General features: G+C 44.0%; 15 protein-coding genes. 7 read left to right on the top strand and 8 right to left on the bottom strand.

All coding sequences use genetic code 11. The features are described from left to right. Positions 1 to 12: 12 nt before the first annotated feature. Positions 13 to 1,278 (bottom strand): peptidoglycan bridge formation glycyltransferase FemA/FemB family protein, encoded by a 1,266-nt coding sequence (locus tag ACI3E1_RS02880; RefSeq protein ID WP_405024177.1) that lies wholly within the window; start codon positions 1,276 to 1,278, stop codon positions 13 to 15. Positions 1,279 to 1,292: 14 nt separating this feature from the next. Beyond that, positions 1,293 to 2,555, bottom strand: coding sequence for a peptidoglycan bridge formation glycyltransferase FemA/FemB family protein (locus tag ACI3E1_RS02885; protein ID WP_405024178.1), 1,263 nt, complete (start codon positions 2,553 to 2,555; stop codon positions 1,293 to 1,295). 136 nt (positions 2,556 to 2,691) lie between these two features. Between ACI3E1_RS02885 and ACI3E1_RS02890 the strand changes: the two genes are divergently transcribed. From ACI3E1_RS02890 to ACI3E1_RS02915, 6 genes are all read left to right on the top strand, one after another. Then, the gene (locus ACI3E1_RS02890) at positions 2,692 to 4,044 is read left to right on the top strand and encodes a hypothetical protein (RefSeq protein ID WP_405024179.1); all 1,353 of its coding nucleotides are present in this window, start codon (positions 2,692 to 2,694) and stop codon (positions 4,042 to 4,044) included. A 280-nt stretch (positions 4,045 to 4,324) separates the two neighbouring features. Further along, a complete protein-coding gene (locus ACI3E1_RS02895; RefSeq protein ID WP_405024180.1) occupies positions 4,325 to 4,456 on the top strand; it encodes a helix-turn-helix domain-containing protein in 132 nt (43 codons plus the stop codon). A gap of 21 nt (positions 4,457 to 4,477) precedes the next feature. Then, positions 4,478 to 4,654: a hypothetical protein gene (locus tag ACI3E1_RS02900; RefSeq protein WP_405024181.1), complete on the top strand. Its 177-nt coding sequence runs from the start codon at positions 4,478 to 4,480 to the stop codon at positions 4,652 to 4,654. 23 nt (positions 4,655 to 4,677) lie between these two features. Continuing rightward, on the top strand, positions 4,678 to 4,932 hold the full coding sequence (locus ACI3E1_RS02905) for a hypothetical protein (RefSeq protein ID WP_405024182.1): 255 nt from the start codon (positions 4,678 to 4,680) through the stop codon (positions 4,930 to 4,932). Positions 4,933 to 5,129: 197 nt separating this feature from the next. Then, positions 5,130 to 5,300 (top strand): DDE-type integrase/transposase/recombinase, encoded by a 171-nt coding sequence (locus tag ACI3E1_RS02910; RefSeq protein WP_405024183.1) that lies wholly within the window; start codon positions 5,130 to 5,132, stop codon positions 5,298 to 5,300. A 161-nt stretch (positions 5,301 to 5,461) separates the two neighbouring features. Continuing rightward, positions 5,462 to 5,551: an IS3 family transposase gene (locus ACI3E1_RS02915; protein ID WP_405024266.1), complete on the top strand. Its 90-nt coding sequence runs from the start codon at positions 5,462 to 5,464 to the stop codon at positions 5,549 to 5,551. Between the two features lie 57 nt (positions 5,552 to 5,608). Here the strand turns inward: ACI3E1_RS02915 and ACI3E1_RS02920 are convergent, their stop codons facing one another. Then, complete coding sequence (locus ACI3E1_RS02920; protein ID WP_405024184.1) at positions 5,609 to 7,693, bottom strand: peptidoglycan D,D-transpeptidase FtsI family protein; 2,085 nt, start codon at positions 7,691 to 7,693, stop codon at positions 5,609 to 5,611. A 250-nt stretch (positions 7,694 to 7,943) separates the two neighbouring features. Here ACI3E1_RS02920 and ACI3E1_RS02925 point away from each other — a divergent pair, with 250 nt between their 5' ends. Then, positions 7,944 to 10,523 (top strand): YfhO family protein, encoded by a 2,580-nt coding sequence (locus ACI3E1_RS02925; protein ID WP_405024267.1) that lies wholly within the window; start codon positions 7,944 to 7,946, stop codon positions 10,521 to 10,523. 84 nt (positions 10,524 to 10,607) lie between these two features. Here the strand turns inward: ACI3E1_RS02925 and ACI3E1_RS02930 are convergent, their stop codons facing one another. Genes ACI3E1_RS02930 through rnz form a run of 5 tightly spaced genes read right to left on the bottom strand, consistent with a single transcriptional unit; the run spans position 10,608 to position 15,541 of the window. Continuing rightward, positions 10,608 to 11,135, bottom strand: coding sequence for an adenine phosphoribosyltransferase (locus ACI3E1_RS02930; RefSeq protein ID WP_405024185.1), 528 nt, complete (start codon positions 11,133 to 11,135; stop codon positions 10,608 to 10,610). 15 nt (positions 11,136 to 11,150) lie between these two features. After that, positions 11,151 to 13,481, bottom strand: coding sequence for a single-stranded-DNA-specific exonuclease RecJ (recJ, locus tag ACI3E1_RS02935; protein WP_405024186.1), 2,331 nt, complete (start codon positions 13,479 to 13,481; stop codon positions 11,151 to 11,153). Between the two features lie 10 nt (positions 13,482 to 13,491). Next, the gene (locus tag ACI3E1_RS02940) at positions 13,492 to 13,761 is read right to left on the bottom strand and encodes a lipopolysaccharide assembly LapA domain-containing protein (RefSeq protein ID WP_405024187.1); all 270 of its coding nucleotides are present in this window, start codon (positions 13,759 to 13,761) and stop codon (positions 13,492 to 13,494) included. A gap of 11 nt (positions 13,762 to 13,772) precedes the next feature. After that, on the bottom strand, positions 13,773 to 14,582 hold the full coding sequence (locus ACI3E1_RS02945; protein ID WP_405024188.1) for an SDR family NAD(P)-dependent oxidoreductase: 810 nt from the start codon (positions 14,580 to 14,582) through the stop codon (positions 13,773 to 13,775). Positions 14,583 to 14,593: 11 nt separating this feature from the next. Next, positions 14,594 to 15,541, bottom strand: coding sequence for a ribonuclease Z (gene rnz / locus ACI3E1_RS02950; RefSeq protein WP_405024189.1), 948 nt, complete (start codon positions 15,539 to 15,541; stop codon positions 14,594 to 14,596). Between the last annotated feature and the right edge of the window lie 48 nt (positions 15,542 to 15,589).

Here is a 15,589-nt window from a genome sequence, read left to right on the forward strand (position 1 = left end):
ATGTTCCTCCCACTACTTTACGTCGTTTCCGTGACCCAAAATTGTCTTAATAACATGATCAATTCCGTACTTGAATGGCTGCAAAGGCTTTTCAAACCAGCCCATCGTCCGGAAAATTGCTCCCTTAAAGAGCTGTTTAAACTTCAACACTCCGTCCGTACCATCAAACTTTCCAGTCACCATGTAGAAATTATACGTTGGGATTCCCCGTTCAATTGCCACCTGCATCATATGATCCATCAAGTAATGTTGACCATAATAATTGCTAAACTGTTTATTAGTAAAACTAAACATGTAACTAATTTCTTGAGGCTGAATATAGAACATCCCGCCGGATAAAGTAATCACATCACCGTTTTCATTTTGTTCGTTCTTTGCACGGGCAAGTGCCTTATTTAGGCTTTTAATTTGCTGCTTTCCCTGACTCAGCTTGGTCTTAAGCTTCTTTGAATTAATATCTTGTAACTTGGCGTTTAGTTCGTCTACCTCTTGTTGGATCTTCACTAACTCTTGTTCCTTATTAGCAATAAAGTCAGCAAGATTCAAACGTGCTTCAATAAATACCACGTCATCTTTAAATTCCTCGTACGCATGCTGATAGAAATCCAGTGTTTGGTCACGATATTCGCGCTGCTCAGCCGTATCCTCCGTATGTTGTTTAAATGCAGCCAAATGATCATAGTCAATTTGTTCAAGGTAGACGCCAAACCGTTCTGCGCGCTTAACATCGTTCCGCGCGCGTTTATCATAGGTTGCCCGAAGTTCCTTTACGCTATTAATTTTACTTAAATCCTTCCGGTACTCATAACCCAAACCAACCTTAGGCATCCGGTTATCCGTAACGGGATTTTGGGGAACATTCCGGTATCCCCGATTAATTAAATGCTGTCGGATACCTGCATTATATTCGGCAACGACTTGACCTTGATCATCCAGTTGTTGAACATCCAGAACTGGAGTAAACCGAAAAGCCAACGCCCCCTGCTGCTTGAAAAAGCGTTCTGCGTTGTCAAAAAAGAAGTCTACCAGTTCTTCATTATCATAGTCCATTAAAGGACCACCCCACACGGAATAAATATCCCCCATCCGGGCATGATCAACAAAATAGAACGCCCCTGCAATAACATGTTCGTCATCGTCAACAACACCAAAACAGCCTGTTTTCTTAGAAAGTTTATTCATATTGTATTGCCCACGTGACTGCATATACCTTCCAGCTGGACAAGACCGCTCAAACTCTTCATATTCATCAAATGACAAATTAGCTACAAATTCCATTTATTTCTCCTCAATTACCGGACGTCACTGCGTCCTAACAGTTTCTTCATCCACCGATTAAGCTGATATTTAACCGTGTTTAATGGCTTTTCAAACCATCCAATCGTCTGATACGTCTGACCACCAAAGGACTGTTTGAATTTTAAGATTCCATCAGTGCCATCAAAATTTCCTGTAACCATGTAGAAGTTATACGTCGGAATTTTTCGAGCAACAGCCTCATTTAACATGTAATCCTGCAGTAAAACCTGGCCGTGATAGTTCCCAAATTCCTTATTATTAAAACTAAACATATACGCAACTTCCTGGGGCTCCGTATAAAACATTCCACCGGAAAGCGTAATAACATCACCGTACTTTTGTTGCTCAGCCTGCGCTTGATAGATATTACGTTGCTTACTTTGAATTTGCTGTTCAAATTCAGCTCGCCGCCGATTAAGCTTCTTTATCTGTTTTACCCTCAACTTATTATCAATCTTAGCAATTTCATCAGATAAGGCAGTGATTTCGTTCTCGTTGCGTTGGATAAAATCCGCTAAATTTAACTGAGCCATTAGAAACTGAACATCATCACCAAACGCCTGATAAGCATGTTGATAGAAAGCGAGCGGTTTATCAGCAAAATCACGCCGATCTGCCGTCAATGACGTTTGTTTTTTAAATTCACTTAATTCGTTATAATCTAACCGCTTAACGTAAACGCCCAATCGTTCTGCCCGCTTAACGTCATTCCGTGTTTGCTTGGCGTACGTTGTCCGGAGCTCATCAGTCGAATGAATATTAGTTAAGTCTTTTCTGAACTCAAATCCCAATCCAACACCTGGATATTTATTATCCTTAATTGGCTTCTGTGCAACGTGCCGAAATCCAAGATGGTTAAAGTGATTAATCAGTTCATTGTTCATGGTTGTCGTTACATGACCCTGTTCATCTATAACGGCAGCATCTAATGGAGGGGTAATCCTAAGCGCTAATCCTCCCCGTCCACGGAAAAAACGCACACACGATTGAATAAAAAAGTCCACAAGAACACCGTCAGAATAATCTAACAACGGTCCTCCCTTAATTGAATAAACATCCCCTAATTTGGCATGATCAACAAAATAGTATGCCGCCGCTATAAGATGTCCATTACTGCCGTAAACCCCCATACAACCAACAGGTTTATTGTGTTTAGTAACCGCTAATTGTGCAGAAGTTTGCATATATCTTCCCAAAGGATGTTGCGTTGCAAACTGTTGAAACTCTGAGAACGACAAATCACTCTTAAATTCCACGGTATATCACCTCACGTAGACATTGACCTATTTATTATATAATATCTTTCCCTAATATCCACTCCCTGGATTAATCTACTTTCCATTGTATTTTATGATAAGCTATAAATATTAGATGATTAGGAGGTATCTCGTTTTGCATTCAGTAGTACATAATAAAAAAAGGTCTTCTCTTTTTAAGCTATTATTAATAGTTTGTATAATCTTATTATTAACATGGTCCCTTCGCCTAAACCTGGCAAATACAGATGAAACATACTCACTAGAATTAATTAAGCATTCTTTTTGGGATGTTATTCAGTTAGACGCTCTTGATGTCCATCCTCCTTTATATTACCTTGTATTAAAATTGTTATTTAAGGTCACATTTATCAGCCATTGCAGTCCGTTTATTCAAATAGTTGCTGGCCGCTTATTTTCTGTTGGCTGTTTCTTTTTAACAATCTTAATTCTTAATTCATTAATTTCTTCCCTGTTAAACAGACATACTTCTCCATTTGTGCTTGTACTTACCTTGCTTATGCCTTCGGTCCTTTGGTACTCAACAAACATCAGAATGTATGCCTTAGCCGCATTATTTATTAGCTGCGAATTGTTCTTCATTTACCAGTTTGAGACTATTGGAAACTATTCATTCATAATTTGTGCCACCATTTTTGCTGGTGCTGCTGCCTGGACCCATTACTTTGCGGCGGTTAGTGCGGGTCTTCTTTTTATGGTTTTTTGGTTTTACGCCCTTTTTCATAGTCACTGCTTTAAAAAAGTTTGGGCATACACCATTGCTGGAATTGGCCTGATTGTTCTCTTTATCCCATGGTTAACAATCGCTTACAGCCAACTTAAAAGTGTTCATGGAAATTATTGGATTAAAAACTCACTTTACGATTACATCGGGACTTTCTACTACGTTCATCTGGCTGACGTTGTAGGCCTCCATGTGTTTTCTATTTTAGCTGTTCTCTTCCTAATTGTTCTCGCATTCGTTTTAACTCGCGGAATTAAACTACTTAATAATTCAGCGTTTAATTTATACTTTATGGCAATAAGCGGAACAATGCTCGGAACAATTGGCCTTGGCTTTTTGATTTCTATCCTTATGCGTCCAATTTTCGTTCCACGTTACGTTTATCCGATTTTCTTCCCATTTATCTGCTTTTCAGTACCACTAATTACGCTATACTTCCAGCAACAACCGAAATTTAATGGGAAAGTACTCATAGCTCTTGCTGCTTTAGGCGTTTTAACTAATACAGTTAAGGGTGTTCATGGACTAAAAGAAGATATTACTGCTGTTCGAACAGTAAATATTGATAAGTCATTTAAAGCAACGGTTAAGTGCAATCGTGATACGGATGCGCAGACTCTTTTCTTAGCCTACTGTCTTCCGAAACATCGGATTACAACCACACAATATAAAATTAGAACCAGAACAGTTCAATCGGAAAAACTATTTGATGAAACTTTCCCGAACGTCGTAACTCATAAATAAATAGACACTTAATACTATTTAAACGTATAAAAGACCGGAAGTGCCCTACACATTGTTAGACAAAAATTAATGATTGTGAGGCACTTTTTGTATGGTTAAATATAAGCCTGATAGAGGTGCAGATTATTCACGAATATCTTTCAACTGCGCAAAGTACTAATGATTTAAGTAAGGAATACCACATTAGACTGAGTGGATTCAAAAATACCGGCTGAATGGTCCTGCTGCTCTCAAGCGGCGACGGCATAAACGGAATTTTACTGCTGATTTCAAATTAAATGTGATAAACTGCTATCAAACTCATGAGGATTCAACGACTGAAGTAGCGATGCACTTTAATATTTTACCATCGCAGGTTTCTACCTGGCGTTTAATATTTGAACGGGAAGGAATTACTGCCTTGAATCCTTAACCGAAAGACAGGCCGCCTCAAGTGAACCGTCCTAAAAAACAGCGGCATCAGCCCGTGCATCAAAGTGAGCTTGACCGCTTAAAAGAAAAATTAGCGAAGAAAAATCAGGAACTTTATGAAACTAAGGTGGAGCGCAACATCTTAAAAAAATCGCTGTCCCTGTTCGGACCCTTAAAGCCCGGAAGAAAACGCAAATAGTGGATCAAATCAGGGACGACCAAATGGCACTACCTAAGAGGCAACGCTATAAAATTGGCGATCTACTCAAGGCTATTATGCTTCCCAAGGCAACTTATCACGATGAGCGTAAACGGATCGTCAATTCGCATGATAAATACGCCAAGGCGAAGAAAATGATTCTTCAAATCGCGCAACACTTTCAGGTTCGAGGACGTTGGACGACGGACTATCGTCGGATTCAAGTCGAAGTAGATAAACTGAAATTACATTGGCTGGCGATACGATTCGGAATCTAATGGGTGAACTGAACATTCAAGTAAGTCTCCATAACCGCCATCATAACGGTAAATATTCGTCCTATCACGGCACGGTAGGTAAGATTGCGCCTAATAAATTGAACCAAAAATTTAATGAACACCAACCTTACCAGGTTATTCATACTGATGTTACGTAAGTTCGATTGGCTAACCGGCACTGAACTTATATTTCAGTAATGATTGATGAAGCTAGTCAAGAGATCCTGGCCTTCCAGCTTAGTACTAGCCCGAACAAAGAACTAATTACGCACACCCTTAAAGAATTAATTGATAACTTACCTGATGGTGCCCAGCCAACCATCCATTCAGACCAAGGCTGGCATTATCAGTTAGCTTACTATATCTAAAAATTTTCAGATTATCGCTTTATTCAAAGTATGTCCCGCAAGGTAAACTATTTAGATAATGCCTCGGTGGAAAGTTTCTTTCACCTGTACAAAACAGAATCACTGGCTGGATTGCCACCATGTAAGGATATTACAGAATTAAGGAAATTTTTCAAAATTATATTCAGTATTTTAATAATGTTAGAACGACTTTAAAAACAAAAGGCATGACTCCGGTTGAATACCGAAATCACGCCTTAGTAGCTTTATAATTTAATCCTGTCTAACTTTTTTCTTGCACTTCAAAACGTGGTTTTTTTATTTACAAGCTAAAAACCATCACTTGACTGAACGTCATCCCAATATGCTTTATAAATAGCCTTTGTCGTATCCATTTCTGCCGTAAAGTTATTAACGTTAGCTGAAATTCCCGGATATACAACAACCACGGCAACCTGTGGATTCTTGTAGGGTGCATATGAAATCGCATCATAAGTATAAGTATCTTGACCATCTGTAACCGTCTGTGCTTGTCCAGTTTTAGCTGCAACAGCTGGTTTAATATCCCCAAGCGGTTTCCCCGTTGTATACTGGCTTGAACCATGCGCAACCGCCCACATTCCTTCCTTCAGGACATTCCATTGAGCAGATGTTGCTGAAATAACATTCAACACTTTAGGAGAATATTTATACTGAATTTCTCCCAGTTTACCGTCATTTGTTGGTTTCCTAATAGTAGAAACAATATGTGGTTGCAATCGGTATCCGCCGTTAGCGATTGTTGACACATACTGCGCCAGCTGTATTGTTGTGTATGTGTCGTATTGTCCGAATCCCATATACAATGCCTGGCCAATATGTTTTTCGCCGCTTTTTCCTTTCATTCCAGTAGTTTCACCCGGAATATCGACCCCGGTTTTTACACCAAGACCAAACTGGGCAAAATTATTTCGCAACCGACCGAAAATCGAAACAGGCATCTGTAACCTCTTCCCCGGAGCATATCTAAATCCTCCCATTCTCATAATCAACTTAACCATGTAATCGTTTGAAGATATTTGCAGCGCTTGTTGCGCAGTTAAATCCATGTTAATGGTTTGTCCTTTTTGGTCAAACCAAGAAGCAATTCGTGCAATTCCCTGCAAAACTATTGGCGTATCCTCAATTGTATTATTCTCTGGCGTAATAACCCCGCTCTGAAGTCCTCCCATTACCATCGCAGGCTTAACAGATGATCCCATCGCAAAGGCTTGATTAATTGTTCCAAGCGCATCCGATGATTGCTTCCCTGTTTTAGGATTACGATGAACACCAGCAATGCCAATTATTGCCCCATTATTTGGATTAATCACAACGGCATATCCTCCTTGGCATTGCGGGCTAGCTCCGGAAAGACTATTAACCTGCTTTTGGATAATCCCCTGCAAATCATTCTGAAACTTAGCGTTAATCGTTAACTGAAGGTCACTTCCGTTTTGCCCGCTGTACTCTTCGACTTCTTTCTTGATCTTGTTGTTTTGAGTTTCAACCTTAATCGTCTTTCTGGTTCCTTTAAGAACGTTCTCGTACTCCGATTCGAGGTAACTAGAACCAACACTATCGTTCCGGGCGTACCCTTCGGCCAATAGTTCATTTACCTGGTTCTCGGGAAGCCCCTGTTTTTGAGTCGTTACCGTCCCGACGATACTCTTAATCGAATCCCCATTTGGATAATTCCGACTCCAACTCGTTCCCACCTGAATTCCGGGTAACTGGGCCATGTGCGCGCCGACCAGAGCCATTTCCTTATCACTGACATCCTTCGTCTTGATGTACACAGTTGATAACGATAAGGCTCCGTTCATTTTATTAAAAATCACTGCGGCATTCTGCTGCGCTGCCGATAAATTTTGTCCCAAATGATGCTGCTGAACATAATTTAATTCCGTTTTTGTCAACTTTCCGCCAGTCATCGTATTAGCACCACTAATTTTCTTCACTAGACGGGCATTATTTCTGGGATTAGCTAAGTAGTATTCAGCCTTTTGCGCGGAACTTAACGTATTTGTTTCCACGGAAAGAAACTTTCCAAGCTCGTTCGCAACCTGATACATCTGAGCACTCGTTACGTCTAATGGCTTTGTATAGGTGATTGCTCGCGAAGAGTCATTTCCTACAAGCACCTTTCCGGTTGAATCAAAAATCATTCCCCGCTGGACATTCTGGGTTTCAACCTTGGTTGAATTATTCGTTGCTTCCGCCGCAAACCGTTTACCCTGCATAATCTGTAAGTGCGCCATCTGAATAATTAGCATCACAAATAGCACAAAAACCAAAAAGAATAGAAGATTTAACCGGAACGGGACAATTGACTTGTTATCCCGCGGACTTCTCTTCCGTTGCTTAAACTTAATTTTACCGAGTGATTTCCTCATTCCGCTCTTCTCCCTCTTATCAGGGAGCCTTAAACACCCTGATTTCAGACGTTAGTTCAGAATCAATCTTACCATATTTTCATGTAACGAGTAGAACGAATTCCGATGCCTCATCCCCTAGTTAACGGAATCTATTTTTCCCTAACGTGGTAAACTAAGGAAGAATATCATCGGTAATAAACTGGAGGTTTTTACAATTAAGCGCATCAAACAGACTTTAACAGATCACTACCAGCTGATCCTAAGTTTCCTGTGCCCCGCAGTTATCATGTTGGGCTATTTCATTTATCGGCATATGGCTCCCTTTGGTTCCCAAACAATTTTAACAGTTGATTTAGGAGAACAATACGTCGATTTTTTCCGCTACTTTAAGCACATCCTGCTGCATCCAAGCGGCTTCTTCTACTCCTTCAGTAAGGCCATCGGCGGCGGGATGTTCGGTGACGTTGCGTACTACCTATTAAGCCCGTTTAACCTGATTTTGCTCTTCTTTCCAGGCAACAGCATTGTTGCAGGAATCTTATGGCTCACGGTTCTCAAATACGGTTTAGCTGGATTGGCTCTTGGGTACCTACTGAAAAAACGTAACCTACAAAGAGGCGTGTTAATCCCCGCCTTTGCAACCAGTTACGCCCTAATGGCATGGTTTGTGGCTAACCAGCTTAACTTACTTTGGCTCGACGCTGCCATTTTTCTACCACTAATCGTTTTAACCTTAATGAACATGTTAGAGGGAAAAAACAGGTATGCGTATTCCTTGATACTTGCGTTAATGCTGATCATTAACTATTACATGGGATACATGATCTGCATCTTCTTAGTGCTTTTCTTCTGCTGGTTTGAGGCAACCCGCCACATTTCACGCCAACAGTTTTTTAAGGACAGCTGGTTATTTATTAAGCGTTCCCTCCTTGCTGCCGCCCTCGGGGCAATTACTCTTTTACCAACAGCCTACTCCCTGCTTAACAGTAAGGGGGCGTACACCCAGGCAATGACTACTAAGTTCCAGTTCTTCCTGCCAAAGATTATGTCCAAGATGATCCTTGGAGCCTACAGCTTTAACCAAATGTCATGGGGATTACCCAACGTCTTTGTCGGAAGTTTGGCCCTCTTTGGAACCATTATTTACTTCCTTACAACCCGTTTTAGTTGGCAACAACGGCTGGTTGCCTTGGCAATAAGTACGTTCCTTGTAGTCTCAATGACGTTTGATCCCCTCGTACTCTTCTGGCACGCTTTCCAATTTCCTGTTTGGTATCCGTGCCGGTTCTCATTCGTAATTAGCTTCTGGATGGTCTTTCTGGCAGCGGTAACGTTTAAGAACGAACACCTCACGGTCACGTGGTGGCAAGCGGGCGTTGGCGCGCTCTTATTCGGGGGGATAATTACCTATAACTTCGTTAATATTAAGAAATTTGGTTACGTTAACTCCACTGAGCTTTACTTTTCACTAGCATTTGGAATTGCGATTCTTCTGCTTCTATTTATTCAACCGACTGATCGGTTCGTTCACCTCCGGAACATCTTGCTTTTCTGTACGGTTTTAGGCGAAATGGGAACTAATGTTATCTTCTCCCTTGGCAGTATTACGTACCTTTCAAAGAGCGACTATGACGTCCCCGCAACCCAGTTAGCCATTGATAACCGCCAACTACATGAACTTGATAATGGATTCTACCGGGTAAGCGAGCTTTATAACCGCGACCGCAACGATGGGCTTGCCTTTAACATGAACACCGGTTCATACTTCAGCTCCGCCCTCGAAAAAGCTATCCCCGATTTCTACGGCAAAATTGGGGACCTTGATGGGGACAATAACGTTTCTTACAGTAATGGAACGGTAGTATCGGACGCGTTACTCAACATGAAGTACGCAATTGCCCCAACAACAAACCAAACCACGCCTCCGCTCAACCAGTTAACTGAAATTAACAACCTGTCGCTCTACGACCGGGTAGGCTCAACTACACATACGGCAATCTTTAAGAACCCGTATGCCGCAGGAATTGCATACGCAGCTGGTGATAAGATCAAACACATGCCAGCAATGTATGATAACCCAATTGCATACCAAAACGAGTGGCTAAATGCAGTTTTAGGGAATAAAAAGCAGCGTAGTTACTTTAAGGTTGCTGACTTTAACGGCGTTCGATACACCAACTCAACTGGCGGGAACACGCTCACTAACCGGGTCTTCTCGAAAAAGAACCAGGGTAATGACGGTAAGATTGACCTGAGTTTTGTCCCTGATTCTAATGATATTTACTACCTGACACTAGGAGCAACACTGGCGAGCCAAAATAATAACGCTACTATTTCGTTAAATGATCAACCACTTTGCCAGGATGGGAATTTCCGGCACACAGTGATTGCGAACGTTGCAAGCAAGAATAAACACCAGCAGGTGGGGGTCTCAATTGACTACACTCAACCAAGTATTCAACTCCAAAACTTTGTTCTGTACCAGATGAATAACCGTGCTGTCACCCAGGGACTTAAGGATGTTCAAAAGTATTCTCTCCACGTTACGTGGTTTAACTCCCGAAAAATTATTGGAACAATCACTGTTCCACACGATAAGCACATCGTAACAACTACCATCCCGTATTCAAAGGGTTGGCACGTTCGGGTTGATGGTCACCGGGTAAAAACCTTTAAAGTCCAACAAGCCCTCATGGCGTTTAACGTCAAGCCAGGAAAACACACTATCAAAATGACGTACACCCCACCGTTCTTCTATATGGGACTACTTGTCAGTTTCCTGGCAATCTTTTGGGTAGTATATCAACACCGTGATTCACTTAAAAGACTAAAACGGACACGTAGGTAGAAATAACCTTACAAGAAAAATAAAAAGGTGGCAACTGACTATTCAGTTGCCACCTTTTCAATATCCTTAATTAATGACATTCAACTATTCGCCAGCAAAACCCATTAATGCCAACGTGTCGTACCCCTTAATCCGCTCACGCCCCTTCAGTTGCGTAAGCTCGATTAAAAAGGCACACCCCACAACAATCCCGCCAAGTTGCTCAACAAGGTCGATCGTAGCACTAATGGTTCCGCCAGTCGCCAGCAGATCATCCGTAACAAGGACCCGCTGTCCTGGTTTAACCGCATCCTTATGCATATAAAGAGCGGAAGTTCCGTATTCTAAGCTATATTCCGCTTTCACGGTTTCACGGGGAAGCTTCCCCTTCTTCCGGGCGGGGGCAAAACCAACCCCAAGTTCATAGGCAACCGGACCGCCAACAATAAACCCCCGTGCTTCCGGTCCGACAATCATTTCAACCCCTTTGTCCTTAGCAAACTTAACAATCTGATCCGTTGCTTTCCGAAAAGCAGGGCCGTTAGCTAAGAGTGGTGAAATATCCCGGAAAACTATTCCCTTTTCCGGATAATCAGGAATACTTGCGACGTACTCTCTTAAATCTAATGACATATTTGTAATACTCCTTTACTGGGCAGCCTTTACAGCCAATTCTTGTACCAATGCCGTTAGGGCACTTACCGAACTATCCAGTAATTGATGCTCAAGCAACACCGCATCCGCCCGCGCTTTATACCGGGGTTGTACCGTCAAATCAACCGTTTGTACTGGTACTTGCGCGTCCATCAACCCCGCATTAATCGTCACTAATCCGGCATCTTGTAACACCTGAACCATAAACACCAGGTCGTTTTCCGGAAGGTGAAGGTACGCTGCCAACTCCCCGAACCGGTGCCGCACATCAACTTGGTGATGTTGCCGGGCGAACTTATAGAGTTTACCAAATTGTGCTCGACTTGGCAAACCCAGCCTCGCAGTCCCGTGATGGGCAAAAATCCGCACTACTGCTGGACACACTTCCCGCAGCACCCTTTGAAACTGATTCCGGTTAGGCGGGCAATCCACCACCGTTAGGGTTCTTACTGGATTAAGCGGCGCATTTGCCGAACAAACCGTCACGTTTTTTCGGGGTGGGAGGTGGGCTATCAGCTGGTTCGCCAACCGTTCATCAAAACACACGTAGGTCCCCGGGGTTGTAAACAATTTCGGACCCCACCGATGAATTCGGTTATCAATCACCTTAATTGGTCCAAACGACGCTTCACCAGTATCCGTCGTCATCATGTCTTTAATCATCACCTGCGGAGTAACCCGTCCCCGAAAAACGTTTTTACTCAGTTCGCCAACAATTCGAAGAGTGGCCCGTTTCCGTTTGAGCTGTGGGATTACGTCTCCAACAGAAAAGGCTACGGCATTCAGCTGCGTTTCCTGAAAAGTTACCCGAAGATGCTCTCGCTTTTTTCCCATCGCACTAATTACTGGCGGGGTTACCCCGGTAACTTCAAAGACGGGCTTAGGATTATCAGGGCCAAACGGCGCAAGCACTGCTAACTCATCAATTAGGTTTACCGTCACTTGTTGGGCCGAAAGGCGACCGCTAATGGTTAAAGGAGATTTTTCTGGCTGGGTAACTTGCGCAGAATATTCCTCATCAAGAACCGTTTGGAGATCCTGTAAGGCTTCCCTAGTACAAGCTAATCCACACGCCATATGATGCCCGCCAAAACTTGTCATCAAATCCCGGTGACCATCTAAAGCGGTAAAAAGGTTATAGGCCGCAACCGACCTCCCGGAGCCCTTCGCTTCGCCCCGCGTGCCATCATAATTCAACACCACCGTGGGGTTCCCGGTTTGTTCAACCAACCGACTCGCAACAATCCCTAAAACCCCTTCGTGCCAATCAGTTCCCCATACAACGTTTACCGCATGGGAATGTTTCTTGTGGGCTAAATACTCTCCTGCCTCGGTGGTAATTTGGTCGACCAGCTGTTTTCGTTGATCATTTAACTTCGTCAGGTGTTCTGCTAATTCCGTTGCCCGTTCTTGATCAAAGGTGGTCAGTAGTTCAACTCCCACCTGGGCTTGTTCCATTCGTCCCAACGCATTCAAGCACGGGGCTAACGTATAACTAATCGTTTCCTCATCAATCTCTTCAGGCGCAGTTTTTGTCGCCTTTAATAGCGCTTGCAAACCCGGCCGGGTGGTTGTCCGCAAAGCAGTCAACCCAAACGTCACGAGTGCGCGATTTTCGTCAATTAACGGCACAAGATCCGCCACCGTCCCCAACGCTACCAGGTCAAGGAGCTCAGCTGGTGGTTCTTCTAGGAGAGCAGAAGCCACCTTAAAGGCAACGCCTGCGCCGGATAACCCTCCAAACGGATAACGACCCGCGGGATGACGAGGATGAATGACTGCGCTTGCCGCGGGAAGCTCCCTTGGGAGTTCGTGGTGGTCGGTTACAACCACGTCCACCCCCTGCTTTGTCGTAGCCGCAATTACATCCTTTCCAGAAACACCATTATCAACGGTCACAATTAACTGCGCGCCCGCAGCAATCAACCGGTCATACGCTGCTTTATTCGGCCCGTAACCATCCTTAAACCGATCAGGAATGTAGGCTTCAACATTCGCGCCCAGCTGTTCAAGGGTTTCAACCATAATAGCAGTGCTTGTCAAACCATCAACGTCATAGTCACCGTATACCACGATTTTTTCGCCCGCGACGATAGCCTGCTTAATCCGCGCAACCCCTGCCTGCATACCATGCATCCGGAAAGGATCATGTAAATCAGTTTCCTGAGGGTGTAAAAAGTCATTAATTGCTGCAGGTGTGCGGTAACCGCGATCAACTAGAAGAGTAACCACTAACCGGCTTAGTCCCGTCTGCTGAACTAACTGCTCGTAATCAACAGCAGGATCTTCCCTTAGTGGCACCCACTTACTTTTTGCTTCAACCACAACTTACCACCTATTTATTTGTTTCCTGGGAGTTCTTCTTACTCTCCTGCTTCTTAAGCAGCTGCTTATTTTGCGTTTTCAGCCGCAAAATAGTAGGCATTGCCCCCATAAAGGTAATAATCATTCCAATAAAAAGGGTCCCCACAATAATCACCACTAACGGCAGCCGAACAGTTCCAAACAAAAAATTAACCGTTACCCGCTGAAAATTCACCATCGCAAAAATAACCACAATTAATGCAAGAAAAACAGCCCCAATCAATTTCAATTGTTGTTTCATTTTTATTACCCCTATTTCTTATTAAACACCGTTGCTGTCAACCGGTCAGCTATCCGAGGCACCCAATCATACACCCGGTGCGCCGCTTCAAATATCCACGGCGTATTCAACTCCCGTTTCCCGGTAAGAACAGCGCGGACCACCTGGCCAGCGACCTTTTCTGGCACCAGGGCTAACGGCCCTAACTGATCAAGATAATCACTTGCCACCCCTGCATGGGCAAAAAAAGACGTGCGCATCGGCCCAGGGTTAATCGTAAGCACGTGCACTCCTGTTTGCCGTAGTTCAAGGCGCAGAGCGTTTGAATACGCAATTACAGCTGCCTTGGTTGCGGCATAAACTGCCGCTTTGGGAGTCGCAATTTTCCCCGCGCTCGAAGCAACGTTCACAATCGTTCCGGAATGTCGGGTAACCATTAACCGCGCCATTTCCCGGCTAGCAATAATAGTACCAAGCGTATTAACCCGAAACATTTGCGTGGTAATTTCCGAAGACATTTCAACGGCCGGCATCATCTTGCCAACCCCCGCACAATTAATCCCAATCTCAATTGGCCCTACCTGCCGCTCAATCGTTGCAATTGTTTGCTCCACCTCACAGGAATCCGTAACATCAATAAGATACAGGGTGGCCGGTTGCCCAGATATCTGAGCACACTTTCGGGCTACCCGGGCTAGCTGCTCTTTCCTCCGGGCACAAACAACTATTCGGGCATGCTCACTAGCAAATGCATACGCAAGTTGCTCACCCAGCCCCGATGATGCTCCCATAATAAGAACGACCCGCCCTGCAATTCTTTGAGAATGGCGAAGATGATTCATCAGTTTTCCTCCTAACTGCCAGCGGAAAATGGCACCGGAATTACGTCAAAGTCCCTGACCACCCGGGTTGCTGGGAAAACATCCCGGGCATCGCGAATCAATTGCTTAATGGCCGGTCCCACGTACCGGGCAGAAATGTGCGTTAAAAGAAGCTGCTTCACCCCTTCTTCACGGGCAACCGTTGCTGCTTGAATACACGTTGAATGATAGTAGTTCCGCGCTAACCGCGCTTCCCCCTTTCCAAACGTACTTTCGTGAACAAGAACATCTGCCCCGTGAGCAAGCTGCCGGATTGTGGCTGTTTGGCGGGTATCTCCTAGAATCGTCACAACTCGGCCCTTCTTTGGCTCCCCAACGTAGTTCTTCCCTGAAATAACCCGACCATCCGGAAGCGTTACGGTCTTTCCGGCCTTCAGTTGCCCGTAGACCGGACCCGCTGGAATATTGTCAGCCTTGAGCCGCTCAACCTGAAGCTCTCCTGGATAATCTTTTTCAATCACCCGGTAGCCAACACACGGAATCCGATGGTCGAGCGGTGCATACTCCACCCGAAAATGCTCATCGTCAACGGCAATCCCCGCTTCGTTAGGCATAAATTCAACAAACTTAAGCGAATATCCTAGGTGCGTTTGGGAAACCCGCAAACTTGTTCGAACATATTCCTGAATTCCCCGGGGACCGTAAATTGTTAGCGGTCCCATCTGGCTTCCTCCCTGAAACGACCGGCTACTCAAGAAGCCTGGCAACCCAAAAATATGATCACCGTGCAGGTGCGTAATAAAGATTCGTGTGACCTTTCGCGGCCGAATTGTCGTCCGTAAAATTTGGTGTTGGGTGCCTTCACCAACGTCAAACAACCACACCGCATTACATTCATCTAACAGCTTTAATGCGGCAGCCGTAACGTTGCGGGACTTTGCCGGAGAGCCAGCGCCAGTTCCTAAAAATTCAATTTCCATTATTTTTCGTACCCTGTTTCTCTTTATTTGCCAATTAATGGCACACAA

The sequence above is a fragment of the Ligilactobacillus sp. LYQ139 genome, from assembly GCF_045033025.1.
In the GTDB taxonomy this organism is placed as follows: Bacteria; Bacillota; Bacilli; order Lactobacillales; family Lactobacillaceae; genus Ligilactobacillus.